Origin of the sequence: Mongoliitalea daihaiensis (assembly GCF_021596945.1) — a bacterium.
Lineage (GTDB): Bacteria > Bacteroidota > Bacteroidia > Cytophagales > Cyclobacteriaceae > Mongoliitalea > Mongoliitalea daihaiensis.
Genome location: NZ_CP063779.1, coordinates 994935 through 1013494, shown reverse-complemented (window position 1 = coordinate 1013494; position 18560 = coordinate 994935). Strand labels below are relative to the sequence as shown.

15 protein-coding genes are annotated in these 18560 nt (G+C 35.9%); 8 read left to right on the top strand and 7 right to left on the bottom strand.

Translation table 11 applies throughout. The features are described 5' to 3' along the window. Positions 1-18 precede the first annotated feature (18 nt). Both IPZ59_RS04180 and IPZ59_RS04175 read right to left on the bottom strand, forming a co-directional pair. Positions 19-1365 carry a PhoH family protein gene (locus tag IPZ59_RS04180; RefSeq protein ID WP_236138628.1) on the bottom strand — a complete coding sequence of 449 codons (1347 nt, stop codon included), beginning with the start codon at positions 1363-1365 and terminating at the stop codon, positions 19-21. 364 nt (positions 1366-1729) lie between these two features. Then, on the bottom strand, positions 1730-2410 hold the full coding sequence (locus tag IPZ59_RS04175; protein ID WP_236138627.1) for a lysoplasmalogenase: 681 nt from the start codon (positions 2408-2410) through the stop codon (positions 1730-1732). A gap of 352 nt (positions 2411-2762) precedes the next feature. On the opposite strand from IPZ59_RS04175, the gene IPZ59_RS04170 reads away from it, so the two are divergent. From IPZ59_RS04170 to IPZ59_RS04155, 4 genes are all read left to right on the top strand, one after another. After that, on the top strand, positions 2763-6086 hold the full coding sequence (locus IPZ59_RS04170; protein WP_236138626.1) for a TonB-dependent receptor: 3324 nt from the start codon (positions 2763-2765) through the stop codon (positions 6084-6086). Between the two features lie 18 nt (positions 6087-6104). Continuing rightward, entirely contained in the window at positions 6105-6638 is a 534-nt protein-coding gene (locus IPZ59_RS04165; protein ID WP_236138625.1) for a fasciclin domain-containing protein, read from the top strand. A 271-nt stretch (positions 6639-6909) separates the two neighbouring features. Next, positions 6910-7518, top strand: coding sequence for a hypothetical protein (locus IPZ59_RS04160; protein WP_236138624.1), 609 nt, complete (start codon positions 6910-6912; stop codon positions 7516-7518). Continuing rightward, the gene (locus tag IPZ59_RS04155) at positions 7499-8026 is read left to right on the top strand and encodes a hypothetical protein (protein WP_236138623.1); all 528 of its coding nucleotides are present in this window, start codon (positions 7499-7501) and stop codon (positions 8024-8026) included. The genes IPZ59_RS04160 and IPZ59_RS04155 overlap by 20 nt, the downstream gene beginning before the upstream one ends. 2 nt (positions 8027-8028) lie before the next feature. Here IPZ59_RS04155 and IPZ59_RS04150 read toward each other — a convergent pair whose 3' ends face one another. After that, positions 8029-8616 (bottom strand): cyclic nucleotide-binding domain-containing protein, encoded by a 588-nt coding sequence (locus tag IPZ59_RS04150; RefSeq protein WP_236138622.1) that lies wholly within the window; start codon positions 8614-8616, stop codon positions 8029-8031. A 231-nt stretch (positions 8617-8847) separates the two neighbouring features. On the opposite strand from IPZ59_RS04150, the gene IPZ59_RS04145 reads away from it, so the two are divergent. Further along, the gene (locus IPZ59_RS04145) at positions 8848-9294 is read left to right on the top strand and encodes a MauE/DoxX family redox-associated membrane protein (RefSeq protein ID WP_236138621.1); all 447 of its coding nucleotides are present in this window, start codon (positions 8848-8850) and stop codon (positions 9292-9294) included. A 184-nt stretch (positions 9295-9478) separates the two neighbouring features. Further along, entirely contained in the window at positions 9479-9739 is a 261-nt protein-coding gene (locus IPZ59_RS04140) for a DUF6520 family protein (protein WP_236138620.1), read from the top strand. Positions 9740-9792: 53 nt separating this feature from the next. Here IPZ59_RS04140 and IPZ59_RS04135 read toward each other — a convergent pair whose 3' ends face one another. From IPZ59_RS04135 to IPZ59_RS04120, 4 genes are all read right to left on the bottom strand, one after another. Continuing rightward, positions 9793-11148, bottom strand: coding sequence for a RagB/SusD family nutrient uptake outer membrane protein (locus IPZ59_RS04135; protein ID WP_236138619.1), 1356 nt, complete (start codon positions 11146-11148; stop codon positions 9793-9795). Positions 11149-11261: 113 nt separating this feature from the next. Continuing rightward, positions 11262-14468 (bottom strand): SusC/RagA family TonB-linked outer membrane protein, encoded by a 3207-nt coding sequence (locus tag IPZ59_RS04130; protein WP_236138618.1) that lies wholly within the window; start codon positions 14466-14468, stop codon positions 11262-11264. A gap of 63 nt (positions 14469-14531) precedes the next feature. After that, on the bottom strand, positions 14532-15869 hold the full coding sequence (locus tag IPZ59_RS04125; protein ID WP_236138617.1) for a TlpA family protein disulfide reductase: 1338 nt from the start codon (positions 15867-15869) through the stop codon (positions 14532-14534). Between the two features lie 714 nt (positions 15870-16583). Then, positions 16584-16790, bottom strand: coding sequence for a hypothetical protein (locus IPZ59_RS04120; RefSeq protein ID WP_236138616.1), 207 nt, complete (start codon positions 16788-16790; stop codon positions 16584-16586). A gap of 381 nt (positions 16791-17171) precedes the next feature. Here IPZ59_RS04120 and IPZ59_RS04115 point away from each other — a divergent pair, with 381 nt between their 5' ends. Continuing rightward, positions 17172-17777 carry a helix-turn-helix domain-containing protein gene (locus IPZ59_RS04115; protein ID WP_236138615.1) on the top strand — a complete coding sequence of 202 codons (606 nt, stop codon included), beginning with the start codon at positions 17172-17174 and terminating at the stop codon, positions 17775-17777. Between the two features lie 507 nt (positions 17778-18284). Next, positions 18285-18452, top strand: coding sequence for a hypothetical protein (locus IPZ59_RS04110; protein ID WP_236138614.1), 168 nt, complete (start codon positions 18285-18287; stop codon positions 18450-18452). Positions 18453-18560: the final 108 nt, after the last annotated feature.

Genomic DNA, 18560 nt, shown 5'->3' with positions numbered 1-18560 from the left:
AGTTGTGTTGAGGCAGATTTAAAGAAGCTCATTTGCTAAATTAGCTAGTTCTGATCGTTCCCCTTTTTCCAGTTTAATATGTGCATACAAGGGGTGGTCTTTTACCCGGTCAATGAGATAAGACAGCCCATTACTTTGGCTATCCAAATAAGGTGTATCTATCTGAAAGATATCACCAGTAAATATAATTTTTGTGTTTTCTCCAGCCCTGCTGATAATCGTTTTGATTTCATGCGGCGTTAGGTTTTGAGCCTCATCAATGATAAAGAAGATATTGGAGAGTGAGCGCCCCCGGATATATGCAAGTGGCTGAATGACGAGCTTTTCTTGATTGACGAGCTCCGTAATCTTTTGATACTCTTTATCAGATTCTTTAAATTGGTTTTGGATAAACTTTAAATTATCCCACAGTGGTTCCATGTAGGGATTCAATTTTGATTTGATATCTCCTGGAAGAAAACCAATGTCCTTGTTACTTAGTGGTACAATGGGTCTTGCGAGAAATATTTGTTTGTAATCCCTGCGTTGTTCAAGTGCGCCAGCTAAGGCTAATAAGGTTTTACCTGTTCCTGCGACTCCTTGGATAGAGACTAACTTAATCCGTGGATTTAAGATGGCATGTAAGGCAAATGTTTGTTCCGCATTTTTGGGTTTGATATTATAAGCAAGCCTTTTATCCACACGTTCTATTGTGTTGTCTTCCGAATTGTAGTAGGAGAGAATAGAATTTTTTTCACTTTTTAAAATGTAAAATGCGTTGGATTTTCGCTTGCGGGTACCCAATACGTGCTTGGCTTCGATCGAGTGGTGATCATATAGGTCATTGATGATTTCTGGAGCAATTCCTTCCATCACAAATTTGCCTGTATTTTCTATTTCTGAGAGGTTTTTGATTTTGCCTGTCTCATAATCTTCAGCATGTATTTCTAGGGATTTAGCTTTTAAGCGAAGGTTGATATCCTTGCTTACCAAAATCACTTTTCGATCTGTTTCTTTTTGTTTGAGGTGCAGGGCTGCATTCAGGATTTTATGATCATTTTTTTCCTCTCCAAAAATCATGTTGGCATTGATGGCTGTTTCAGGATTCATCAGGACCTTGAAATTGCCTTTGGTTTTTCCGTTTAATGGAGTCCAATTATGGATCATATGGTCTTTGGAAAGGGTATCCAATAGGCGGATAAATTCCCGAGCTTCAAAGTTTTTGGTGTCATTACCTTTTTTAAATTGATCCAGCTCTTCTAGTACGGTGATCGGAATCACCACATCATGCTCAGCGAAGTTCATAATGGAGTTGTGCGCATATAAGATGACCGAAGTGTCTAACACAAATATTTTTCGGTCCTTGTCGGTTTTCGCTCTTGGCATGATTGTAAAGTAGTTAGTGGTATACTAGTGCGGTAATAAGTTAGAAAAATAAATAATAGATTACCATTGAAAGCCAAAAAAATCCGTTTATGGGTTTTATTTAGTTGACTATCAAGAGTATATTTTTTGATAGAGACTTAAGAGCGACATAATTTCACGAGTAGACATGAAAGAGTTTTTTCACGCAGACCTCCCTAATGGGAGACAGGGCTGAAAGAAGCTCGCAGAAAGCACTGAATTCACAGAAAAATAATTACCACGATTGCAAAGGCCTCATTTCATTCCTCATTCTTAATTCCTAATTCCTCATTCTTAATTCTTAATTCCTCATTCTTAATTCTTAATTCCTAATTCCTAATTCCTCCTACTGATAATGCGCCTGAATTCCTCTGACAATCAAAAGTTGTGCGACCACATAACTTCCCATGATGAGTACAGAGGCTTCTGGAAAGGGTTTAAAAAATAGGTTGATTGCAATGATGCTATCGGAAATCATAAACAAGGAAGCTCCTATGAGGACTTGCCAAAAACTTTCAGGGCTCGTTTCCTTGTATCGCTCTCGGGCAGTGGTTGCCATCATGACAATGATGATTATATAGGCCACGACAGGAATTTTCATAGGGCCAAGCCCGGGATTTACTAAAAAATATACAAACGCTGCGCCTATATAAAAGGGGAGGTTGTATAAAAACAGCTTAAGAAAATTCACTGTGCCAATTTTAAATGGCTGTTTTTGGCTTATTTTAAATGCGAAGATGTAACAAATATGAGCCATAAAAAACGCTCCCAAACCATATAAGAACAGCTGCTGCCACAAAAGCAAGGTGTCGCCTATCCAGGAAAAAATTAAAGCAGCCATCATCGCTTTTCGGATGTAGGTATTTTTCAAAGCATGACTTACCTGCCAAAAATACATTCCCAACAAAGGCATGATGAGTGTTTTGGTATAGAGCCGTTCTTCCTGTTGCCCATTAGCAGTCAGGAAGATATCCAACATGGATACCAACAAAAACAAATAAAGCCAAAGTATATTTTTCTTTTTCATTGCTTGGGATTCATTCATCTCCAAATATACGGATTTGACTCACTTTTATTTTGTAAAAATATGATTTCGCTCGGGTTAACATTTCGGTAAAGATTTGTTAACAAATGAAGGTAGATACAAATAAAATTTGCTTTATGAAGAATAAAACCATCTTCTGAGTCTTTTGTGAAGGAATAAATTCCAGTTAGAAAAATTTCGTTCTTTTCCAATGTTAAGAAATTGTTAAGTTTGAATGTGAATAAATGTTAAAACTTAACAATTCCAAAAAAAAATACTTGTATAAGAGACCTACATTTGTAGCGGAAAAAAAACTATTCCTAAACTAAATTTATTTCCACAAAAAACAAAAATTATGAGGCAATCATTACTTAAGAGTCTTTTTGCGGCAGCAATGTTGATCTTCGTATCGACTACTGCGTTTTCGCAAGGGGTGACAACTGCAAGTATGCAAGGGGTCGTTACAGATGTATCAGGAGAATCCTTACCTGGTGCCAATGTAGTTGCGGTTCACTTGCCATCTGGTACAAGATATGGAGCAGTTTCTAATCTTGAAGGTCGATTTGTACTACCAAACTTAAGAGTTGGGGGTCCATATCAGGTTACAATTAGTTTTGTAGGGTATGAAAACAGAGTATTTGAAAACATAAACTTGTCTCTCGGACAGAACTTCAGTATCAATGCTGTTTTATCAGATGGTCTTGAGCTTGAAGGTGTTGAAGTATTGGGGCGTCAGGGTGATATCTTTAATGCAGACAGAACTGGAGCAGCGACCAATTTGAGTAGGGATAGAATTGAATCTATGCCAACCATTAATAGAAGTATTAATGACCTGACTCGCTTGACTCCACAAAGTAATGGTACAAGTTTCGCTGGTGCTGATCAGAGATATAATAACTACACCATTGATGGTAACTTATATAATAACAATTTTGGTTTAGGTTCTAGTCAGTTCGCAGGTGGCAATCCAATTTCTTTCGATGCTATTGAGGAAGTACAAGTTAACATAGCTCCTTACGATGTACGTCAAAGTGGATTTACAGGTGCAAATGTTAATGCTATTACTAAATCAGGTAGTAATGAGTGGAAAGGTACCGCATATACTTTATTCAGAAATGACAGACTTCAGGGTATCACTTTAAATGGTGGTAGAGAGGTTCCATTCTCTGAGTCTAAAACAACAATCAATGGTGTTGCTTTTGGAGGTCCAATTATTAAAAACAAATTATTTTTCTTTGCTAGTGCTGAATTCGAGAAAAATGCACTTCCTGGCGATAACCGTCTAGCGGCAAGACCAGCACAAGGTCTTCTTCCTGATAACCAAGTTGTATCTAGAGTTACTGCCGATCAAGCTGAGTTTGTTAGAGAAAGAATGAGAAGTTTGTATGGTTATGAGACTGGTGCTTTCGAAAATGTACCGTTCTCTGATGATGCAACAAGATTGAACTTGAGATTGGATTACAATATCAATGATAAAAACAAATTGGTAGTTAGATATAATAGCTTCCAGCAGTTGAGAGATGTTAGTGTTAATGGTAACAGTATTAGAAGTTTACCGGCAAGTGCAAGATTTACCAATACTAATAGATTTGGTCCAGAAGCATTAACATTTGCTAACGCCAATTATACTTCAGAAGATAGAGTTTCTTCAATTGTTGCTGAGTTAAACTCTACTATTGGTACAAATATGGCAAACTCTTTAAATATAGGTTATACATCAGCAGTAACGCAAAGAGGAGTACCTGGTGGACAAACTTTCCCAATGATTGAAGTATTAGAGTTTGAAAATAATACTCCACTTTACTTTATGTCTCTAGGTAATGAGTTATTTACAGTAGGTAACTTATTGGATAACAAGACCTTTAACTTAACTAATAACTTCAACTATTTCAAAGGGAGACACACATTAACAGCGGGTGTTAACTTCGAATACATGACATTTGATAACGCATTTAACCCTACTTGGAATTCTTGGTACAGATTTAATTCTTACAATTCTTTTGTAGAGAGTGTTATCAATCAAAACCCAAATGTAGTTCCTGATGGTTTTGCTATTGGGTTTTCTTATGACGCAAATAATCCAAATGTATTGCCTACTGACAGAGTTGAGTTTGGACAGGTTGGTTTATATATTCAAGATGAGTTTCAGGTTACAAATAACTTGAAATTAACAGGTGGTATTAGAGTTGATTTACCTTTCTATCCTGTTGATGCGCCAAGAAATGAAAGACTTGAGGCACTAGATTTATCTTTGGAAAACCCAAGAAATCCTGGGCAGTTTATTTCACCTGATGTAAGCAAGTTTCCGCCTGTAAATCCAATTTGGTCTCCTAGAGTTGGATTCAACTGGGATGCAAGAGGAGACAACTCTTTACAAGTAAGAGGTGGAACAGGTCTATTTACTGGACGACCAATCTTCGTTCATTTATCAAACCAGATTAATGCAAATGGGGTTACAAGAGGTGGTATAGGTAGATTACAGAATCAGTGGGGAGCTGGCGAGTGGCAAGGTTTTCAACCTGACCCTAATTTCTACAGACCTAATCCAGCGGAGCAAGAGCCTGTTATTTCAAATTCAATTAATATAACAGACCCTAACTTTAGAATGCCGCAAACTTGGAGAACGAATATAGCGTCAGACTATTCTTTCGGAAAAGGCTTCGTATTCTCTGTAGAAGGACTTTATTCTAGAGACTATAACAGTCCTTTCTCTGCGAACTTGCTTAGCACCCCAACAGGGGATGTTATCAATGTAGCTGGTAACCCGTACCCTACTTACACTCAAGGAACTACAGTTAATGGTAGCAGAATCAATGAGATTTTCTACTTGACAAATATCAATGATGGTGAGTATGCTTCAATCACCTTGTCCCTTCAAAAAGATTGGGGTAAAGGTATCTTTACTAGCTTAGCCTACACTAGAAGTCAGAAAACTGACTTTGGATTAGACGGTGGCTCTCAGGCAGCTTCTTTATGGCCAACTGGTGTTCAACAAGATAGAAATAATCCTGAAAGAGGTTTCTCAAGATTTGATCAACCAAATAGGGTTGTCGGTTTAATCGCTTTCAACACGAAAGGTCTTAACGAACTTAATAATACTCAGTTCTCGTTGTTTTATGATGGTGGTGAGCAAGGAAGATTTAGCTATACCTACTCTGGTAACTTCGGTGACGGTGGTGGCGTTAGGTTAATGTATGTTCCTGAGTCATTTGAAGATTCTCAATTAGTAGACAGAGTTGCAAACGGTGTTTTGGTACAGACCGCAGCCGAACAATGGGAAATTCTTAATCAATACATTGAGCAGGACCCTTATTTGAGAAGCCGAAGAGGTCAAGTTACCGAGAGAAATGGTGCAGTACTTCCTTGGGTACACAGATTTGACTTAAGCGTAAAACAGGATTTACATTTAGCTAAAGATGTAAACAAGCATAAGTTACAGTTCTCTTTAGATATCTTAAACTTTGGAAACATGATCTCTGACTCTTGGGGTGTGAGAAATCAAGTTATCCAAAGAAACATTATGAATTATGCAGGTCCTGATTCACAAGGTAATGCTAGATTTACAATAAACTCAATCCAAGGACAACCTACTGAGTTCCCAAGTACTACAACTCAATCTATAATTGCGCTTTCGCAAACTTGGAGCGCGCAGGTAGGTGTTAGGTATATTTTCAAGTAAAAATTTAAAGCAGATAAAATGAAAAAGTTAAAATACATCTTATCATCCTTAGTAGTCTTCAGTTTGTTGTTCTCTAGCTGCATTGATGAAAACTACTCAGTTGAACCAACAGGTTTGTCGGATAGAGAATTGTTAAGCAATATTGTTGCACAACAACAAGATTTAAGCATATTCTTGGAACTAGTTCAACAAAACAACCTATTAGGTTTGTTAGTTGGAAATAGGACGCAAGATCAACGCGCTATTTTTGCACCAACTAATCAAGCGTTTATTGATTTCTTAGCTGCAAATGGTTTTGAGTCTGCTGCTGATGTTCCTAATCTGGCCAATGTTTTAAGATTCCATATTGCAAACCCCAATGTTACTAGAAGCATGTTGAGTCAAACCAACTTCACATCGATTCAAACGGCTCTGTCGGGTAGAAATATCTCTGTAACAAGAACTAATGGTAATGTATTATTAAATGGTCAATCTGTAAATATCCTAAGATCCAATACAGATGGAAATGGTACAATTCATGTAATTGACCAAATATTAGTGCCTGGTAGTTAATTTATAATTTATATAAGTTTAAATCATAGAAAAGCCTTCAGAAATGAAGGCTTTTTTTTCCTTAAAATTTTACTAGATGATAAGCACTTATCATTTGAGTTTTTGTAATTGAATGGAAAAATCTTGTTTCCCAAATAAGCCTTTTTACAAGCTTAACAGGGAAATCAAATTAAATTAAATATCGATTTATTTCTTATAGAGTTGTTATTTTTTATTTTTATAAAAGGCAGCAGTGTTAATAGTATTTCTAAAAATAAATATTTTCTGATTTATGATAGTATTAAATGAAGAACGCTATAAATTTTTGCATAGTTATCTTAGTAATGAAACATGGGTATTTTTTTCGTATGATGATGGATGGTTTACTTATATTGCTCAACCGTTCTTTCTTAACTATTCCGAACCGCCTTTTAACTATAAAAATCTTAGCTTAACTATTTACCCTAATGATGAAGTTGAACTTCATTTGCATGAATATTTGACTACACTTTATAAAAAGTCTAAACTTATTCGTTTTGCACCTTCTATAAATTGGAAAAAAAGGAAACCACCTTTTCATTTGAAAGATAGTTGGAGTAAGGATTATAAAGATCTTTTTTTTAATAAACTAAAGCCACACCTTCGTTATCGATTGATAAATTTAATTGAGTCCTACATTGCGCGCGATTCTAGAAAGTTTTTCCTAGGAATAGAGAATAAAAATAATCGTCCAATTACGTTAGAAGAATTTGCAAAATTAATTTCTTTTTATCCTGATGATCTGATGTTTAAAGCTATGAATATTGGAAAAACTTCAATAAATCATCTTTACCAAATCGTAGGAGAATTAGATTTAACAATTGATTATACTTTATATACCGATGAACACCAAGCATTATGATTTTATTAAGATGCGGTATCATGACCGATTATTTAAATTTGTAAAATTTGATAAAGGAGAATTTTATTACGCTCCTACAGATGATGTAATTTTTTTTCCTGATGAATATTTAAAATTTATTTTAAAGCCAAATATTAAAATTCATAAGGAACTTCTTTTTCAGGATATTTTAACTGTGTCTGTTTCTTTTCCTGATGTTTTTATGGAGGAAGAATTTCTTGTTCATCCTATAGATCGGATTCGTTATGAATGGAGAACGGATTTTGAGGAGTATCTCCTTAAAAATAGACTTCAGTTTGAAATTGAAGTTGTGTTTTGTATGTTAAAAATAATTGATGTTAGTTCACTTCTTAAGAAACTGCAAAACCCTAGAGAAATTAAGTTGTATCAAGCTCTTTTCATTTTCCAAAATACAAAAATTGAATTAATTCGGTCTATTTGCGGTGAGCATACAGAATCATTAATTAAGTCATTAAAAGACATTGGTTTAGTCTTGGATAATGATTAAATCTAACCAAATTGGTTTCTTTTCAATTTTTTTATAGTGTATTCTGAGCATTTAAAAAGGAATCCAAGGTCTTTATCTGAGAAGAAGTTTAAAACTTGAGAAAAATTTTCTTTAAGGTTTTTGATTCCATCCTCTCTATTCATGCTAAAAATTTGATACCATTGAATTGATTCCATTAAAATTCTTCTATTAATTAAAGAAGCGAGAGGAATGATTTCGGGGACTTCTTTTAAAAGTTGGGATTCTAATGATTTTTCTAGTTCAAATGTAGAGCAATAAGTAATTGACTTTAAGGAAAAATCATGGGGAACATCATTAAAATATGATGAAAAATCTGAGGCTACTTGCCCGGGACTGAATATTCTAAGTCTATAATTTCTACCTTTTTTGGATGGCCACTGTTTGGATACAAAACCAGTGCAAATAAATCTAGCATACCTGTCAACTTCACCAGGTTTTTTGATGAAAGATCCTTTTTTATAACTTCTTTTTATTAAGTATTTGTCTAACTCAAAATAGATTTTTTCATCTATTTTGATTAGATGATCAAAATATTTTTTCAATAAAAGTATCCGACATTTACCTCTCATTCTATTTGAATTAAAAAACCATTACTAAATTTTCTACTACTCTTCTAGGCAAACATAGGAAATTGAATGAATGTATACAACAATGTAGAGTTTACAAAATATTGATTTCCTCAAATTCAGTGCTGGGAATTAGATTCAGGAAATGCTGTTAAATACTGCTTAAATTGTTTTTTTCTCAAAAGAATAGAAATTAAATTAAACAGAATATCAGTTCATTATATAGCTTGAGTTATGGAATTTAAGAGTGTAAAAGTAAAGTTTGGAAGTTATATTCTCCACTTTACTATTGCTATTCTGGTTGGTCTTTGGACATACTCTGGATTTGAGAAGCTAATTGCATGGGATAGAAGTTGGTCGGCATTCCATAATCAGACCTTTCCTTCCGATCTGGCTGCGATTCTCAGCTATGTGGTGCCTATTTCAGAACTGGTTTTGGCCATGCTTCTGATCTTAGGACGTACAAGGTGGTGGGGGTTGATGGGGTCTGTCCTTTTGCTTACAGTATTTAGTACCTATGTGGGACTGGTCTGGTGGGGAGCCTTTCCAAGAGTACCCTGCAACTGTGCCGGGTTTATCGAAAGTATAGGCTGGGGCGCCCATCTGGTGATGAACCTGTCATTGATAAGTGTGACAGTATTAGTGTTGGGAATTGGATATGGGAAACAAGTAAAACCCTGAGGTGTAATTCGACAAATATTAAGAAGAAAATAAAGAAACTGGCCATTTCTCTCGATTGCTTGGGGTGAGAGACAAGCGGTACCCGATGGCCGGGACGGGCGGATCCGAAAAGCCTTTAATAGAGTAGGATAACAACCAAAACGTTTTTACTGTCTTTTTTGAATGTCAAAAAAAGAAGTGTGTGATGAATACTTTAATAAAAAGATTACCATTATTCGCATTTGTATTGGCTGCGGTATTTGCTTTTGCATTTACTAAACCAACAGCAGATGCAAACATTCAAAAGTTTGCGATGATTGATGGAGCCCCCTTTAATATTACTGGACAAATCCTAAATGAAGATTATACTTGTGATGATGCTCCTACTTCGGTTTGTACCTTTGAAGAATTGAATGGTGTCAGAGTTCCGAATTCTGAAACTTCAGGTATTTATGTTCCATTATAAATATTTGTAACATGGCAACCCTAGCTTCATAGATGCTAGGGTTGGTTTATTTTCTATCTTGGATTCTGAATAAGATCACTTAACTCAATATCGTGTAATGGGATTGGAAACGCAGTTTTTAAGTCTGTAGGACTTAAATGCAATTCATGTTCACCAAATTTTCTTACGATTTCAAATTGGTTTTCTGAATCAAATGCTAGTCTTTTAAAGTCATACCACCGTAACCCTCTAAATACCAATTCTTTTCTGCGGTGTTCTAATATTTTTTTCAATACATCAGGAGTATTTTCTTTTGTATTTGATACAAATGTTCCTTGTCTATAGCGGTTGTTCATCAGCTGGTTTAGTTTTTCCAATGCTAAATTATAATCATTCATTCTTGCCGCCGACTCTGCCACAATTAGCATCATTTCATTAGTCGCTAAACCTGTAAAAAAGGGAATCAAACCTGTGTAAGTCCCTTTGAATAATGGAAATCCTTGTACTACATTAAAATAAGCTGATTTCCTTAGATCATTTTCTTCATAACTTTGGAATAATTCTAGACTAGCTGATCCAGGAGCCAACCTAAGAGGTGTTTGGGATAGCATTACACTATTGAAAATAATTTCTGGATTGATATCACTTCTTGGCATTGGTCTTGCAGCTGATAAATTGAGTTGATTAAAATCAATTAACTCCTTATTAAATTGCAATGCTTTGTTTGCTGCCTCCAATGCTAGTTCATACTTACCTAAATACAAATAAATTCTCGCAAAAAAAGCTTCTAGCGCATGAATTGATGGTCTTGTATTTATTTTTGGTTTATTGACTAACAATAACCTAGCTTCATTTAAATCATCCATGATAAATTGGAAAGTTTCATCAATAGAAGACTGACTTGGATGAATATTTACATTAGCCTCCTTTTTTAATGGAAGACCAAGTGCATTGATTGCTTGTGGGTTATTTGGATGCAAGTTAAATTGGACAGCTAATTCAAAGTATGCATACGCTCGTAGAAAATAAGCCGACCCTTTAATGTCATTATATTCAACTACTTCACTTTGATTAGGGTTGATCCTTTCCAATTCCTCTAAAACTACATTGCAATAAAATATTTGTTCATACGGAACTTCCCAATCACCATTTCTGAACTGTTCTAACTGGTCATAATTTATTTGATAGGCTCCTAAAAATATCTCTTGGACATTTTGAAATCCTGACTCCCTTAAATAAAAGTCATCTGAGGATGCTGTGTGTAAAGCGCCTGTTTTCCCAATTACGGTTATATCCGAATCTAATAACCCTCTTAAATCCTCTAAATTATCAGGGATGACTAAATCAGTGCTTGGTTTTTCATCCAAAAGGTATGCACAACTTGCTGTTAGCATTATTATCATTGGAATAGTGAAAATTATCTTTTTCATTTTTTTACTTTAATTGATTTATTAGTTATGAATGATTACATAGTTGACTTTGAGGGTTGCAAACAATACCTCTTTAAGTGCTTTTTTCGAGATTTTTTTATTGATTTATTTTATTAAAAATCTAGTCTCAAACCAACCGCAAAACTTGTTAGTGCCCTTAATGTCTGAAAATCTGGGTCAAGAGGGTCATCTGTTGCTTTCCAAAGAATTCCTAAATTATTGGCGTAACCATAGATTTCAAGGTTTCGAAATATGGGATGGCTATTTTGAGCATGATTAAACGAATAAGACAATCTTATGTCTTGTAATCTGAAATGATCACCCCGTTCAACAAGTACAGGTGAATATAGGTACAAATTGTCCCTATTAGTATTGATAATATCAGGCATTGATGGCACTTGAGTAATTAACTCGTCACCTGGCTGCTGCCACCTTTTGGAAAAGTCTCCATGTCCTCCTTGAGCATTCAATACTGTAGAATATCTGATGGAATTTCTTCTATAATAATACCCAAGTCGATAAGTAATATTCATCGATAAATTAAAACCCTTGTAGCTTAACTCATTTCTAAAAGAGCCAAAATGTGTTGGTCTAGCTGCTCCATGAAAAATAAGTTCTTCTGGAGTTGTAGTCGAAACTATGGTATTATAATTCATACTCGGCTCTCCATCTAAAATACCGATAGGAGCCCCAGAATTAGGGTCTAGTCCCATATAGGGAAAAGAATAAATTGCATAAAGCGGTCTTCCGGTTAATGGAATAGGTAAAAGTGATCCTACACCTGTGCCTCTTTGGAGATAATTGATAGCTGTACCAACGACCTCATAATCATTTACTTTTTCATTTATATGTGAATGGAAATTATGTAATGTCCATTTAAACTGCTTATCTATAAGCCTACTTGTTAAAGAAAAATCAAACCCTTGAGCTGATGTACTTGCGGTATTTCCGATAAAACTGCTAATGCCAGAAAAAGAAGGAAAAGGAGTAGCGCCGATCAAATCAAGTCCATCCTTAAAATAGAATTCAAAGTATCCAGATAATCTATCATTTTTAGTGGCAAACTCAGTAGCGAGATTGATTATCCTTATTCTTTCCCATCTTAAATCTGGGTTAGGGGGGTTTACTATAGATCTGACAAGTAGTCTTGAAAAAGTACTGGTTCCTGATTGCCTAGCGGTGGTAAGGGCTGAAATCTCCTTATTTATATTGCCATTGTAGCCATAAGTAGCTCGAAATTTAAGAAAAGGAACCCAGGAAGAAATATTTTTATAAAAGCTTTCTTCGGATAGTAGCCAAGACCCGCCTAGGGAATATAATGGAACACCCCTTTGGTTAGCTTCAACTCCGAATAAATTTGACAAATCTCTTCTTGCACTTGCAGAAAGGGTATATTTTTTATCGAACGTGTAAGAACCGTTTGAATAGTAGCTGATAAAGTTATCATTTAAGCCCCTTATAAAGTCTGCATTTGGAATATTTCTTGTCATGATACCCATAGAACTATAGGTCGGGAATAGATTGATATAATCTACAGGTGAGAATCCTGCGATTCTCTCTACATATCCATAATATCTGTTTGAAAAGGAATTATTAGTCAAAGACTTAATTTCTCCACCTGCCAACAATGATAAGTCTGATTTACCAAAAGATTTTAAATATCTTAATTGACTCCGTATATGGTTAGAGGAAGTCAATGTTTTTCCATTGGTTAATATTCCGCCTAATGGAATATTGCGGATCAATCCACCATTATTTGAAAGTTGGGTAAAATCATTGATTAGAGACCTCGCAAAATGGCTTTCCACTGGCCTGTGATTCCTTGAATTAGAATTTAAATTCCAATATTGATATTGTACCTCAGCATCTAACCCATTGATGATTTTATATGAAAGATTCAAATTTAGCCGGAGGTCATTAGCTATTGTATAATTTTCTCCGATAAAGGCTTCTTCAAGTGGGAAGTATCTCCAATCCAATAACCCATCTTGACTTGCCTGTTCAATCAAATTGTTGCTAAAATCTTTGTTTATTGGGGCGGGTGATCCATCTTCTTTTCGGAATCTTGCATACGGATAAAGGGGAGTATTGGTGTCCATTCTTAAATTATTGTAACTCAATCCTTGATTGTCGGTTCTGCTTTTTGCTAGATATATTCCAGAAGAAATCTGTAAACGGTTTTTCAACAGATTCCAACTTTGGTTCCCTGAAATTGTCAGTCTGTCTCTATCTCTGCCCCTTATAGTCCCGAGATTTTTGTCATAGCCAATGGATAGCCGATAGGTTTGAATTTCAGACCCTCCTGAAATTGCCACACTATGTTGTTGATCTATCGATTTTCTATAAAACTCATCTAAAAATGATGTTCTTGTATCTATCCCACGGTAAAGGTTCAGCCTTGTGTTCAGTTCCTGATCATTGATAAATCCATCCCTATTGGCTATCAGAGCCTCAACAACAGGTGTTAGTGGTGGGTTTAAAAAACTGATTTCAGCTGTGTTATAAAAGCCTCTCCCAAATAGCATTTGTTCCACATTGATAAATTCATCCACTGTCATGATGGGAGCATAAAATAGGTCCTCCCTTTCACCCACTCTTATGTTAGAGTTAATTGAAACCCTTAATTTTTCTTTCGCACTTCCTGTTTTTGTAGTAATTACAATTACACCATTTCCTGCCTGAGCTCCCCATATTGATGCTGCTGCTGCATCTCTAAGTATTGTAATACTTGCAACATCATTTGGATTAATGTTTTCTATATCTCCATCATATGGGAAGTTGTCTACCACGATCAAGGGAGAAGTGTTAGAAAATAGAGTCCCTCTACCTCTGATAGAAAGCCTATCATTAGCTGGTCCGTTTCTATTAAAGATTAGCCCGGGTGTAACATCTTGTAACCTGCTTAAAATATCGGGAGCAACAGGCCTATCAATCATTTCTTGTCCAAGTCTTTCAAATGAGCCTGTGGCTCTTTCTTTTGGGATTTCCTGATATCCCGTAGAGAAAACTTCTGCCTCCTGCAGATCAAATCCACTTTCTTGCAAAAAAAATTCAATTATCCCTTCCTGAGGTACTTTTACGGATATTTCTTGCTTTTCAAAACCGATAAAACTAACCCTTAGAGTATGGTTTCCATTTTCTGTAGCAACTTCAAATTCACCAATTTCATTGCTAATCGAGTATTTATCAGTTCCTACAACATGAATTGTGGCACCAGGTAGAGCCTCTTTAGTTGCTTTCATATATACTACTCCTTTTATTTGGGCTTTCGCAGTTCCTACATAGAATATCATGAATAGGATAAGTAATTGTCTTTTCATTTTTTGATATTTGGTTGGGTTAAAATTCCTTTTGTAAATCATGTTTTTGTGTTCATCCAATGATTATTGAACCTCCGATTTAGTTTCAGCATCTCTATCTGTAATTATCAAGAATGGAATATGCTTTTTGCCTTTTGTAAGGCTCAGCCCAAAGGCTCTCAAGCCCCTATCTATATCCTCGGGATCTGATGCATTAACATCTAGCTGCATGCTAAGGGGCAGTTCTATTCCTGTCAAGTCAATTACAGGTGTATTTAAGTGTTGAAGCCATTTTGAATTGAGTGAAAGAATAAAGGAATTTAGGTAACGGTCTTTCATTGTAAAGCCCGTAAAACTGTCAGTAAAAATTGAGAGATCTGTTTTTTTCCCAAAAGGGATAGGGTCGCCTGTTTTTTGTAACAAGTAAACATCCGCTTCTCTTTGTTCAACGTAGGCATGGTACTGCGGAAATAATACTGATAAATCCTTTCGCATCAATGTATATAGGCTGTCCATAAACTCAGCAGATACAATGAGCTCATAACAAAAAGTATTACTTTTCATCCATTGACTAAGGTCCCCATGTAGCTCCTTTTTATAGGTCAATTTTGACTCGTCAGATACTTCTACCCTTATCTGACCAAGGGTAATATGTCCTCCTACATCCGCAAAAGCAACTTTATAAATCCATGGAAGGCTTAGATTTGAAATGGTGAGCCTAATGCCTCCCTCTGGGGTATTGTAAAACTTATATTTTCCGCTAATTCTTGGAATATGAGTACCAAAACTGGATTGATAGCTGAGGTTTTTGCCCAAAAGATGCTTATTTCCTGAAAATAGGGGTTCATCATCCATCACTTTTTGGTTCTTTTGAATGATCCCTAAATCTGAAAAGTTACCAGAAATTACATTTCTTATTGTTGTAGAATTAATTTCATCTTTTCCTGTTGAGCCTACATACTTTCCGTTTTGGTCTATCCAAACATAGTGGGGCAATGAGGTATGTGGGAATAAAGCTCTTAGGATATTGTCCCGTACTAGCATCTCTTTTTTTAGAGGACGAAGACTCTCTTTTTTTTCGAAGAGAACAGATACTTTAGCTGAGTCTTCGTATGTCACAGGTAGAAATGATATCCCTCCTTTAAACTCTTTTTCCAAGATATCCAATTTCGGAAAAGATGCCACACATGGAGCGCACCAAGTCGCCCAGAAGTCTAAAATGAGTAAGGAACCTTTATACTTAGATAAGTCAATTGGATGTCCTTCGTTGAATAGGACATTGTCCAATACCAAATCAGGAAGATAATCGCCTACCTTTAATGGTACAATTTCCGCAGGATTAATTTGGTCCTGACTGTAAGCCTTTAATGTACAAAGGAATAAAACTATTGATATAATTGATGATGTGGTTTTATAAATCATTTGAATGTGTTTTGGTAATTAATGATTAGTGAAATAAGGAGACCGAAAGCATGCAATAAGCTGAACCTTCGGCCCGGAAGCTTGCTTCCCTCCCTGTGCAGTACCGTCACCTTGTGTGAATCCGCTAGCTACATTTGGGTTTGGTTGATCGTTAACCTTATGAGGAGAGTTTCAGAGAGCCTATGGGGGATAGCAACTTTGGCTCGGTTCAGGGATTCTTATTATTTATCTTCATAGGGGTTATGTGCTTGTTTTTTGATGGGAAAGATTGGGTTACTTGGAGGTGCAGAAGGATCATGCTTCTTGCCAACCTCAGGATACAAGGGTACTTTGCTCCCAGGAAAATGACTGCCCTTAAAGAAATCTCATTACAGGAATCGGACTTGTAGAGTCCTTGCACTCCGCATTGGATACTTCGATAAAGGCATGGCAAACCCAGGAAGCATGCGTTGATAATTTTTTTCATGCATTCGATGTGGATCAATAGCAGCCTTGGAGGGTTTCCAAGAACGAACAGCCATAGTTCTTCCAGGCCACCTTTTTGGCAGCGATTGATCGGCGAGTAAAATGATTGTAGTTACATGAACCCCTCCTCTGCAGCGGATAGGTCAAAAGGAATAAGGCAAACATGATCGCCAAACAAGAGACCATGACACGATTCCTTACCGGGAAGCAGCATCACCTATCAATTGATAGGATGATTATTGTAAAAGTTCAGATAGGGTTTTTGGGTTTGAGTGGAAATAGCCTGTCATAGGCTGTCAACGCTATTTCAAAGCTCAGTACCAGCATGCCGAGCATGCTAATTTTGGACTCGAAGGCAACTTTTCTCCACAAGAAAGGCAAAACGATTCCAAGCTTCTCAGAAACAAGTCTTCTGAATTCTAGAATATAAAGCTGTATAGTGTTGCTCGCTTTCATGTTTTTGAAAAGTTTTAAACGAGTCGGTAGTTGAAAAAGGAGTTATGGAGGGCTCCTTACAACCAAGCTGCTGGCTTCTGACGGCCTACGGATTGGAATTACGATAAGGAACCCATAACATAACTATACAAATATAGCTTGCTATGGGCATTTCCCTATCGTCTCGTCCGATTTAAGTGTCAGAATTTGCAGCCGAGACTCTTTAGAAATACCTTTTTTGTATTAACCGTTGGAATAAGTAATTTATTTCATTTGGTTCTTTGAATCTGTTTTTAATTCTAAATTTGTCGCTACTAATATAATTATCAAATAAATATAAACAAACACAAATTTCCTATTTTAATAGATTTTATCAATTTTTTTTTGTTTATTCTTTTATGAATGCGAAATGAGGAGAGCAATTCAAAGGAATCAAACAAAGAAAAAAGACTTTTAAAGTTCAAAAAAGAGCTATCTGAATTTTTTGTAAAAGCCAGATTAGAGCTTGGGTATAAAACAAAAGATGACTTCTCAGACGCAAAAAATATAGTTAGATCTCAGTATTCGCATTATGAAAGCGGCAAAGCAAACCCAACCATTGAGACGATTTTTAACTTATTAAATAATCTTGGCCTAGACTACACAGATTTATTTAAACTGCCTGTGAATTCTGGAAAAGATTGCAAAGAATTTGATCCTGATTTGTTGCTTGAGCCTATCAAAGAACAAGTAATAGAAGAAGTAAAAAGATTGAAGGGTAATGAATTTGCTTCCAAATTCTCTTCAATTAATGCAATAAGAATCTTAAAAACACTTACATTTTGTATTAAGCCCAAGTCCAAAAAAGAAATACTTGGCAATCTTGGGTTAAAAAACACAACAAATAATTTTAAAAGAACTATAGGTATTGCCTTAGAATTAAATTGGCTGCAATTGACAGATCCTATAAGCCCAAACAATCCTCACCAAAAGTATTTTACAAGCGAAAAGGGCAAGAAGATTATTTGATTTTTTGTTTGAGGGGGAATGGGTAGGTTTGGGAAAAGGTTATTTCCACTATAATAGAGGAAGGCGCCCTAAAATAAGAATGCTTTCCTCTATAAAGGAAAATAAAATGTTATGCAACAGACCAAGGAGCACCTTTTGAAAAGCGGACTGTTTAAAATGAAAAGATTAGGATTTTTATGAAGTTGGTTTAAAACAGAGAGTGAATGTTAAGAATTGAAGATTGTTTGGGAGGGGAAAAAAGTGAATTCGTCGCTTTTGATTTCTTGGTTTAGCAAGTATTGTTTGGGGTCGCAAAAAAGGGGGAAAACCTCAGTAGGGAACCTCAAATTGGTTTCAACAAGAAAAGATAAAAATGGTCTAAAGGATATTGGTTTCTGAAAGTGAGGCTTTTTTCAATCAAGGCAATTATGCCAGGTAAAACAAGAAAAAGTTGAAACCCCGTTACCTACAAGATCAATGAACACTTTAGAATCTTTTCATTCAAAGAGATTTTAAAAAGTGAATTCGATGAAAACGAAAAAACCGAAGCTTTTGGCTGCGTTGATTTTAAGGCAGGAGGCTGTGAAAGGGATAAACGAAAGGGGAGTTCGAATTAGGTTAGAGAGGAAATTTCAGCTCCGAAAACCTGGTCCATTGCATAACATCACCTTGGATACAGCGGACAGTTTCGTTTAAAGAAGGAGATTCGTATATTGTTAACGATTGGAGTAGGCTGGAAGAGAGGTGTTCCGAACGTCCGCCGTCTCCAAGCTGAGGACCGTTGGCAACAAGGTAAACACACAG

Bases quoted from the DNA above. Each gene is read 5' to 3' on its own strand.
- IPZ59_RS04110 (WP_236138614.1), top strand. From the start codon at position 18,285: ATGAAAACGAAAAAACCGAAGCTTTTGGCTGCGTTGATTTTAAGGCAG.
- IPZ59_RS04145 (WP_236138621.1), top strand. From the start codon at position 8,848: ATGGAATTTAAGAGTGTAAAAGTAAAGTTTGGAAGTTATATTCTCCAC.
- IPZ59_RS04170 (WP_236138626.1), top strand. From the start codon at position 2,763: ATGAGGCAATCATTACTTAAGAGTCTTTTTGCGGCAGCAATGTTGATC.
- IPZ59_RS04150 (WP_236138622.1), bottom strand. From the start codon at position 8,616: ATGAGAGGTAAATGTCGGATACTTTTATTGAAAAAATATTTTGATCAT.
- IPZ59_RS04135 (WP_236138619.1), bottom strand. From the start codon at position 11,148: ATGAAAAAGATAATTTTCACTATTCCAATGATAATAATGCTAACAGCA.
- IPZ59_RS04115 (WP_236138615.1), top strand. From the start codon at position 17,172: ATGCGAAATGAGGAGAGCAATTCAAAGGAATCAAACAAAGAAAAAAGA.
- IPZ59_RS04140 (WP_236138620.1), top strand. From the start codon at position 9,479: ATGAATACTTTAATAAAAAGATTACCATTATTCGCATTTGTATTGGCT.
- IPZ59_RS04120 (WP_236138616.1), bottom strand. From the start codon at position 16,790: ATGAAAGCGAGCAACACTATACAGCTTTATATTCTAGAATTCAGAAGA.
- IPZ59_RS04175 (WP_236138627.1), bottom strand. From the start codon at position 2,410: ATGAAAAAGAAAAATATACTTTGGCTTTATTTGTTTTTGTTGGTATCC.
- IPZ59_RS04130 (WP_236138618.1), bottom strand. From the start codon at position 14,468: ATGAAAAGACAATTACTTATCCTATTCATGATATTCTATGTAGGAACT.
- IPZ59_RS04160 (WP_236138624.1), top strand. From the start codon at position 6,910: ATGATAGTATTAAATGAAGAACGCTATAAATTTTTGCATAGTTATCTT.
- IPZ59_RS04180 (WP_236138628.1), bottom strand. From the start codon at position 1,365: ATGCCAAGAGCGAAAACCGACAAGGACCGAAAAATATTTGTGTTAGAC.
- IPZ59_RS04125 (WP_236138617.1), bottom strand. From the start codon at position 15,869: ATGATTTATAAAACCACATCATCAATTATATCAATAGTTTTATTCCTT.
- IPZ59_RS04165 (WP_236138625.1), top strand. From the start codon at position 6,105: ATGAAAAAGTTAAAATACATCTTATCATCCTTAGTAGTCTTCAGTTTG.
- IPZ59_RS04155 (WP_236138623.1), top strand. From the start codon at position 7,499: ATGAACACCAAGCATTATGATTTTATTAAGATGCGGTATCATGACCGA.